Source organism: Stenotrophomonas pictorum JCM 9942 (genome assembly GCF_001310775.1).
GTDB lineage: Bacteria > Pseudomonadota > Gammaproteobacteria > Xanthomonadales > Xanthomonadaceae > Stenotrophomonas > Stenotrophomonas pictorum.
Window position 1 is genome coordinate 1 of the sequence record NZ_BAZI01000123.1, and the last position, 7,551, is coordinate 7,551.

Here is a 7,551-nt window from a genome sequence, read left to right on the forward strand (position 1 = left end):
GGCGAAATCATCGGCGGTGAAGCCGCGCGCATCGAGCAGTGCCACCGCCAGCGCATCGCCCATCGCCAGCGAGGCGGTGGTGCTGGAGGTCGGTGCCAGCGCCAGCGGGCAGGCCTCGTTGGCGACGTTCACATCCAGATGCACGTCGGCGGCTCTGGCCAGGCTGGACTGTGGCTTTCCGGTCATCGAGATCAGCGGGTTGCCCTGGCGCTTGAGCACCGGCAGCAGCATCAGCACTTCGTCCGACTCACCGGAATAGGACAGTGCCAGCACCACGTCGTCCTCGGTGATCATGCCCAGGTCGCCATGGCCGGCTTCACCCGGGTGCACGTAGAACGCAGGGGTGCCGGTGGAAGCCAGGGTGGCGGCGATCTTGCGCGCGATGTGCCCGGATTTGCCCATGCCGGTGGCGACCACCCGGCCGCGCGCGCCCAGGATCAGGCGGCAGGCGGCAGCGAACTCGGCGCCCAGACGGTTGCCGACGCGGTCCAGCTCGGCCTGTTCGATCTCAAAGACACGGTGGCCGCTGGCGATCAGGTCGGCATCACGGACCGCGTTCAGCGAAAGGGGGGAAGCAGCCATACGGGCGCCACTCGGAATAGTAGAATGGGCGCCCATTTTATTAGGAAAGCGCTTTGGACGCCGAAACCATCCGAAACCTGATCGAAACCGGCCTGCCAGGCGCCCGTGCGGACGTGCAGGGTGACGACGGCGTGCATTTCGAGGCCACGGTGGTGTGCGAGGCGTTTGCCGGCAAGCCGCTGCTGGCGCGGCACCGCATGGTCAATGCCACGGTCAAGGCGCAGCTGGACAGCGGCGCGATCCACGCGTTGGCACTGAAAACCGTTACGCCGGCAGAAGCCGGCTGAGCCGGCAACTCTCTCCTTTCTACTTATCGGCCTTACTCCATGGCAAAAATCGTAGTCACCGGCGGCAGCGCGCTGAACGGTGAGGTCAATGTTTCCGGCGCCAAGAACGCCGTTCTGCCGATCCTGTGCGCCACCTTGCTTGCCGATGCGCCGGTGGAGATCACCAACGTGCCGCACCTGCACGACGTGATCACCACCGTGAAGCTGCTCGGCGAGCTGGGCGCCAAGGTCACCATCGACCAGGGCACGCTCTCGCGCGGCAGCGCGATCGTGGTCGATCCGCGCACCGTGGATCAGCATGTCGCCCCGTATGAGCTGGTCAAGACCATGCGCGCCTCGATCCTGGTGCTGGGGCCGTTGCTGGCCAAGTTCGGTCAGGCCGAAGTGTCGCTGCCGGGCGGTTGCGCGATCGGCTCGCGTCCGGTGGACCAGCACATCAAGGGCCTGCAGGCGCTGGGTGCGCACATCACCGTCGAGAACGGTTTCATCAAGGCCCACGTCGATGGTCGTCTGAAGGGCGGGCACTTCACTTTCGACATGGTCAGCGTGACCGGTACCGAGAACGTGCTGATGGCCGCGGTGCTGGCCGAAGGCACCACGGTGCTGGACAACGCGGCGATGGAGCCGGAGGTGTCGGATCTGGCGCATTGCCTGATCGCACTGGGCGCGAAGATCGAGGGCATCGGCACCGCGCGGCTGGTGATCGAAGGCGTCGAGCGTCTGGCCGGCGGCCGCCATGCGGTACTGGCCGACCGCATCGAAACCGGCACCTTCCTGGTGGCCGCGGCGATGACCGGCGGGCGCATCGTGGTGCGCAACGCGCGTCCGGACACGATGGATGCGGTGCTGGCCAAGCTGGTCGAGGCCGGTGCGGAGATCGAAGCCACCGAAGACACCATCACTTTGGACATGCACGGCAAGCGGCCCAAAGCGGTCAATCTGACCACCGCGCCGTATCCGGCGTTTCCGACCGACATGCAGGCGCAGTTCATGGCGCTGAACTGTGTGGCCGATGGCGTGGGCGTGATCAACGAAACCATCTTCGAGAACCGCTTCATGCACGTACAGGAGCTGCAGCGGCTGGGGGCGGACATCCAGATCGAGGGACGCACCGCGATCTGTCGCGGGGTCGAGCGCCTGAGCGGCGCGCCGGTGATGGCGACCGACCTGCGTGCTTCGGCGTCGTTGATCCTGGCCGGTCTGATGGCCGATGGCGACACCACCATCGACCGCATCTACCACCTGGACCGTGGCTACGAGAACATCGAGGAGAAGCTCGGTGCGCTCGGTGCCGGCATCCGGCGCATCGCATGATCATCAAGGGCCGCTTCACGCCGCGTCGGCGGGCCCTGCTGGTGCTGGTGCTGATCGCACTGGTTTGGCTGGGCTGGGCCTGGTATTCCGGCGTGGCGATCACCCGCGGGGTGGAGAAGGAGCAGATGGACTGGAATGGCGATGGCCAGGTCAGCCGTGACGAGTTCCTGCAGGCCTTCTACGCGGTGACGGTGCAGGATGCGGAGGAGGGCAATCGCCAGTGCCGCAGCTTCCTGTGGCGCAGCAGCGGCGAAGAGTTCCGTCGTGACTGCAAGACGGTATTCAAGCGCGATGCTCCGGCCAAGTGAGGTTGCAGCAACAGAAAAGCCCGGCATTTGCCGGGCTTTTTTTGTGGCTGCGGGGGTCAGTGGATCGACTTGATGGTCAGGTCCAGTGCGTCCTGGCCGTTTTCCCGTTGCAGCAGGCGCGCGGGCACCGGCATGCCGGCCACGATCCAGGCGATCTGCTCCTTGTTGCCGTCCACGCGCGAGACTTTGGTGGCCTCGCGCGGCTTGCCGTCGATCGTCACGTTTTCCTTGCCGACCACCCGGTAGGTCATCGGCTTGATGCGGCCGTCGTCGACCATGCGGTAGCTCAGCGGTTTGCCGGCGGCCAGGTCGCGGGCGATGGCGAGGTTGATCAGCAATGCATCCATGTCGCCATCGCGCAGGCGGATCGGGCCGCGGCGTTCGGGCTTCACATCGCCACTCCAGGTGGCCTGTTTGCTGTTCCAGTCATAGCTGGCATCGACCTGCTTGCGCTTGATCAGCAGCACCGAGCGGTCGTGGCTGCTGAGCGGGCGCAGTTTGCCGGCCAGCTCATCGAACACCGTGCTCTGGCTCAGATCGGCCATCGGATTCTTGATCTGCAGGCTGTAGCGCCAGCGATTGGCGCCCTCCGCGGCCAGCGTCATCACGCCGTTGGCCTGCATGCCCATGTAGCTGGCTGGTAGTTCGCGGTGAAGGGCTCCATCGCCAGTACCGGCAGGCTGGCCAGGGCCAGGACGGCGGTGGTGGCGATGCGAAGCAGGCTCGGAATACGGTTCATGCTCAGGCTCCTTGGTATTCGATCAGGCGCAGGTCGATCTCGTCCTCGCCGTCTTTGCGTTGCAGGATGCGCACCGGGGTGGGTACGCCATTGGCGATCCACAGGACGGTTTCGTCATTGCCGCCGTTGGTGCGGTAGACCCGCAGGGCGTCATAGCTCAGGTCGCCGATCTGGACGTTCTCGGTGGCATCGGCGGCCCGGTATTCGTACTGGCGGACGCGGCCGACATCGACATAACGGTACTGCAGCGTCTGCCCGGGGCGGGCGTCGCGCATCAGTGACAGATTCAGCAGCAATGCGCTCTGGTCGCCGCGCTGCAGCGGGATGGGCTGCTGCCGTTCCTTTTTCAGGTCGCCCTGCCATTGCGCGGTGCCGGTCTGCCAGTTGTAGACGCCGGTGACTTTCTTGCCCAGGAACAAGGCCTTCTTCACCGTGCTCTGGCTGAGCGGGGTGTAGACGCTGCCCTCGTTGTTGAAGACGGTGCTCTGTTCCAGATTCAGCCCCAGCACGCTGGCGAATCCGCGTTTGCCGCGGACGGCCATATCCACCCGCCATTGCGCGCCTTCGCTGTGCACCACGCGCAGCGTCGCGTCACCGGCTTCCTTGCCCTTGTAGAAGGCCTGGTAGGTGGCCACGAACGGTTCCAGCGCCGGCGCGGTCCATTCGGTGGCCGGCAAGGGCACTGCCGGTGCCGAGGGCTGCTGTGCGGAGGCGCCTGCCGCTACCAGCAAGGTGATCGGCACCAGCGATTTGAATGGCGCGAATGTCATGCGGGACCAGGTCCGTAAGGGAAGGAGGATCATGCCAGCCGACCGGTTGGCGCTATGTGGGGATCAGGCGCAAAGGGTTCCGGCGGAATCTAGGCGCAGCGGCCTAAACAGGGACTGACCATCCAGGCGGATGCGGCCATCCTGTTCAGTTACGCGGCCGGTCGCGAGCAGGCGCACACTGGCCAGCAGCAACGGGTGCTCCACCGCCAGTACCCGTGCCGCCAGCGATTCGGGTGTGTCATCGGCCAATACCGGTACCCGGGCCTGGGCGATCACCGCCCCGGCGTCCAGTTCAGGTACGACGAAGTGCACGCTGGCGCCATGTTCGGTGTCGCCGGCCTCGATGGCGCGGGCGTGGGTGTGCAGCCCCTTGTGCCGCGGCAGCAGCGAGGGGTGGATGTTGACCAGACGGCCGCTGAAACGCTCGACGAAGCCGGCGCCCAGGATGCGCATGTAGCCGGCGCAGACGATCCAGTCCGGATTGCAGGCGGCCACGGCATCGCCAAGCGCTTCATCGAACGCCTCGCGGCTGGCGAAGTCCTTGGGCGAGCGCGCCCAGCGCGATGGGGCGGGCACCTTGTCCAATGCACGGGCGCCGGGTCGGTCGGAAAATACGCCGACGATCCGCGCCTCCAGCTGGCCGGCGGCGATGCCATCGATCAGGCATTGCAGGTTGCTGCCGCGCCCGGAGGCGAGCACCGCGATACGGGGAGGGACGGTCATCGTGTGGATTTCCTGGTCAATGGCCATGTCAGCAGGCTGCCGAGCGTAGCCAGCAGCATGTCGGCGTGTGCGTCCCAGATGTCACCTTGCTGGCCGTTGTAGGCCTCGGCCGCATCCGGTGACAACAGCAGTGCGATGCCCCACTCGAACCATTCGTAGACCAGGCTGGAGCACATGATCACCATCACCGCCAGGCTGAAGGCCTGGCCGCCACGCAGCGCCGGCCAGCCATGGCGCGCCAGCTGGGCCAGCGCCGGGGTGAAGCACAGGCCGTAGAGCACGTGGATCAGCCGGTCGAAATGGTTGCGTTGCCAGCCGAAGGCCGCATCCGGTGACCAGCCGGTCAGCGCCTGCGCCCACAGATCATAGGGAACGTTCGAATACAGCCAGCGGGCGCCGATGCTGTGCAGGGCGATGAAGCCGCAGATCGCCACGAACGCGCCATTGCCCAGTGGCCAGCGGCGGTCCACCCATCCCAGTGCGGCCAGGCCGATGATGGTCAGCGAGCTGTGCAGGGCCTGCTCCAGCGGCCACATCGGTTTGATCCAGGTGGCGATGAACACCGCCAGCACGGCGAAGAAGGCGGCTTTCTTGGTGGCGCTCATGCAGGGTGGCGCGGCAGCAAGGCAAATGGAGACGGTGCGGGTTTCAAGCGAACGCCGCCTTGACCGGCGGTCGCATCAGCACGATCAGGGTGAATATCCCCAAGACCGTGCCGAAGGGCATCAGCATGCAGGAGAGAGCGGCCACCACCAGGCACAGCGTGTAACGCCGGCGTTGCGTCAGGCAGCGCCCGGCGTAGGCCATGAAGCCGGCCAGGGTCAGTCCGCAGACGATCATCACCCCGGCGAAGATCACGAAGATCCAGCCGAACATCTCCGGGGCGATGGGCGGGTTGCCCGGGTGGGTCGGCTGCATTGGCAGCGTGCCGTTGACCATGGCCAGCCCCATCACCAGGTGCAGCACCGGGAACAGCGAAAAAAGCCCGGTGATCGCCGCCACCACATAGTGGAAGATCGCCAGCAGCCGCAGCTGGCTGGCGTTGTCCTCGCCCGGTGCTGGCGGCCGGACGGGGGAATTCACTGCATCCATGAGTGGCTCCTTGCTGGTCGGCGGTCTCAGCCGATCCGCACGCGCTCGTCGCCTGTGGCGGGCACCACTTCACCGATCTGCCAGTGCGCCAGCGCCAGCGCATCGAGCGCGGCGTTGATGGCAGCCACTTCGGCGGCCGGTACGGCCAGCACGAAGCCGATGCCGCAGTTGAAGGTGCGCCACATCTCGCTGTCGGCGACATTGCCTTCGCGCTGCAGCCACTGGAACACCGGCGGCAGGGTCCAGCTGCGGGCATCGATGGTGATGCCCAGACCCTCAGGCACGACCCGGATGATGTTCTCGGTCAGGCCGCCACCGGTGATATGGGCCATGCCGTGGACCGAAGCGCCGTGCGATTTGAGCAGCGACAGGATCGGCTTGACGTACAGGCGGGTCGGCGCCATCAGCGCGTCCAGCAGCGGTGTGCCATCTTCCAGTACCACGTCGGTCGGGCTGCCGGCGCGCTCGTAGATGCGGCGCACCAGCGAATAGCCGTTGGAATGCGGGCCGGAGGAGGCGATGCCGATCAGCACATCGCCCTGGGCCACGGCAGAGCCGTCCTTGAGCTCGCTCTTTTCCACGCCGGCGACGGTGAAACCGGCCAGGTCGTATTCGCCCGGGGCATACATGTCCGGCATCTCGGCGGTTTCGCCGCCGATCAGCGCGCAACCGGCCTCGGTGCAGCCGTTGGCGATACCGCCCACGACGGCCGCGGCGGTATCGATGTCGAGCTTGCCGGTGGCGAAGTAGTCCAGGAAGAACAGTGGCTCGGCACCTTGCACCAGCACGTCGTTGACGCACATGGCGACCAGATCGATGCCGATGGTGTCGTGGCGGCCCAGCTGCTGGGCCAGCTTCAGCTTGGTGCCGACGCCGTCGGTACCCGACACCAGTACCGGCTCGCGGTACTTGTTGGACAGGTCGAACAGGGCGCCGAAGCCACCCAGTCCGCCCATCACTTCAGGTCGGAAGCTGCGCTTTACCAGCGGCTTGATGCGCTCGACCAGCTCGTTGCCCGCGTCGATGTCGACACCGGCGTCACGGTAGGTGAGGGGAGAGTTGGCAGAGGTCGGGGAACTGGTCACGGGCGGCTGCACTGGCGGAGTGAACGGTCGATTTTAACAGGCCACGTTGGCGCGAAGGCCGCATTCGGGCAACAATTCCCTCCGGAAACCGTCGAGCAATGGAAATTTCAATGCGTCGCAGCCTGGTCACAATCCTGTTTCTGGCGCTTTGCCTGCCGGTGCCGCTGGCGTGGGCGCAGTCCAGCACGCGTACCGAAGGTGATGTTGCCAGCGCCCGCGGCGCCTACGAGGCCGAGGTGCCGGTCAACAGCCAGGCCGATGCGGACCGCAACGGGGCGCTGGCCCGGGCGTTGGGGTCGGTGCTGGCCAAGCTGTCGGGTGACCGCAGTGCAATGACCCGCCCGGGTGTGGCGCAGGCGCTGCGCAATGCCAAGGACTATGTCGAAAGCTACGACTACCGGCAGGACCAGGGCACCTCCTCCACCGGTGCGCCGAGCTTCCGCACGGTGCTGGTGGCGCGCTTCCGGCAGGACGATGTGGACGGTCTGGTGGCCGCGCTGGGACTGCCGGTGTGGCCACAGCCGCGGCCCAAGCCGGTGGTGTGGCTGGCCATTGACGATGGCAGCGGTCCGCGTCTGGTCGGCGTGCAGCAGTCCAATGCGGCGCGGGTGTTGCTGGATCGCGCGGTCGAGCGCGGTTACAAGCTGGGGT

At 66.3% G+C, this 7,551-nt stretch carries 10 protein-coding genes and 1 pseudogene; 4 read left to right on the plus strand and 7 right to left on the minus strand.

Annotated elements, in window-relative coordinates:
* The coding region (locus JCM9942_RS08120) for a KpsF/GutQ family sugar-phosphate isomerase (RefSeq protein ID WP_157722831.1) at nucleotides 1-582 on the minus strand (582 nt) is incomplete at its 3' end.
* A 53-nt stretch (nucleotides 583-635) separates the two neighbouring features.
* Between JCM9942_RS08120 and JCM9942_RS08125 the strand changes: the two genes are divergently transcribed.
* Genes JCM9942_RS08125 through JCM9942_RS08135 form a run of 3 tightly spaced genes read left to right on the plus strand, consistent with a single transcriptional unit; the run spans nucleotide 636 to nucleotide 2,491 of the window.
* Nucleotides 636-869, plus strand: coding sequence for a BolA family protein (locus tag JCM9942_RS08125; RefSeq protein ID WP_054658950.1), 234 nt, complete (start codon nucleotides 636-638; stop codon nucleotides 867-869).
* Nucleotides 870-908: 39 nt separating this feature from the next.
* Nucleotides 909-2,183 carry a UDP-N-acetylglucosamine 1-carboxyvinyltransferase gene (gene murA / locus JCM9942_RS08130; protein WP_054658951.1) on the plus strand — a complete coding sequence of 425 codons (1,275 nt, stop codon included), beginning with the start codon at nucleotides 909-911 and terminating at the stop codon, nucleotides 2,181-2,183.
* The gene (locus tag JCM9942_RS08135; RefSeq protein WP_054658952.1) at nucleotides 2,180-2,491 is read left to right on the plus strand and encodes an EF-hand domain-containing protein; all 312 of its coding nucleotides are present in this window, start codon (nucleotides 2,180-2,182) and stop codon (nucleotides 2,489-2,491) included. Before murA ends, JCM9942_RS08135 begins: the two co-directional genes overlap by 4 nt.
* Nucleotides 2,492-2,547: 56 nt before the next feature.
* Here the strand turns inward: JCM9942_RS08135 and JCM9942_RS08140 are convergent.
* The 6 genes and pseudogenes from JCM9942_RS08140 to purM form a co-directional block, all read right to left on the minus strand.
* Nucleotides 2,548-3,230: pseudogene (locus tag JCM9942_RS08140) on the minus strand (DUF3108 domain-containing protein).
* A gap of 2 nt (nucleotides 3,231-3,232) precedes the next feature.
* Nucleotides 3,233-4,000 (minus strand): DUF3108 domain-containing protein, encoded by a 768-nt coding sequence (locus tag JCM9942_RS08145; RefSeq protein WP_054658953.1) that lies wholly within the window; start codon nucleotides 3,998-4,000, stop codon nucleotides 3,233-3,235.
* Nucleotides 4,001-4,063: 63 nt separating this feature from the next.
* Entirely contained in the window at nucleotides 4,064-4,723 is a 660-nt protein-coding gene (purN, locus tag JCM9942_RS08150; protein WP_054658954.1) for a phosphoribosylglycinamide formyltransferase, read from the minus strand.
* The gene (locus tag JCM9942_RS08155; RefSeq protein WP_054658955.1) at nucleotides 4,720-5,328 is read right to left on the minus strand and encodes a DUF2238 domain-containing protein; all 609 of its coding nucleotides are present in this window, start codon (nucleotides 5,326-5,328) and stop codon (nucleotides 4,720-4,722) included. The genes purN and JCM9942_RS08155 overlap by 4 nt, the downstream gene beginning before the upstream one ends.
* Before the next feature lie 43 nt (nucleotides 5,329-5,371).
* Nucleotides 5,372-5,815 carry a hypothetical protein gene (locus JCM9942_RS08160; protein ID WP_054658956.1) on the minus strand — a complete coding sequence of 148 codons (444 nt, stop codon included), beginning with the start codon at nucleotides 5,813-5,815 and terminating at the stop codon, nucleotides 5,372-5,374.
* 26 nt (nucleotides 5,816-5,841) lie between these two features.
* A complete protein-coding gene (gene purM / locus JCM9942_RS08165) occupies nucleotides 5,842-6,900 on the minus strand; it encodes a phosphoribosylformylglycinamidine cyclo-ligase (protein ID WP_054658957.1) in 1,059 nt (352 codons plus the stop codon).
* A 110-nt stretch (nucleotides 6,901-7,010) separates the two neighbouring features.
* Between purM and JCM9942_RS08170 the strand changes: the two genes are divergently transcribed.
* Nucleotides 7,011-7,551 (plus strand): DUF2066 domain-containing protein (locus JCM9942_RS08170; protein ID WP_256202334.1); only part of this gene is annotated, 541 nt, incomplete at its 3' end.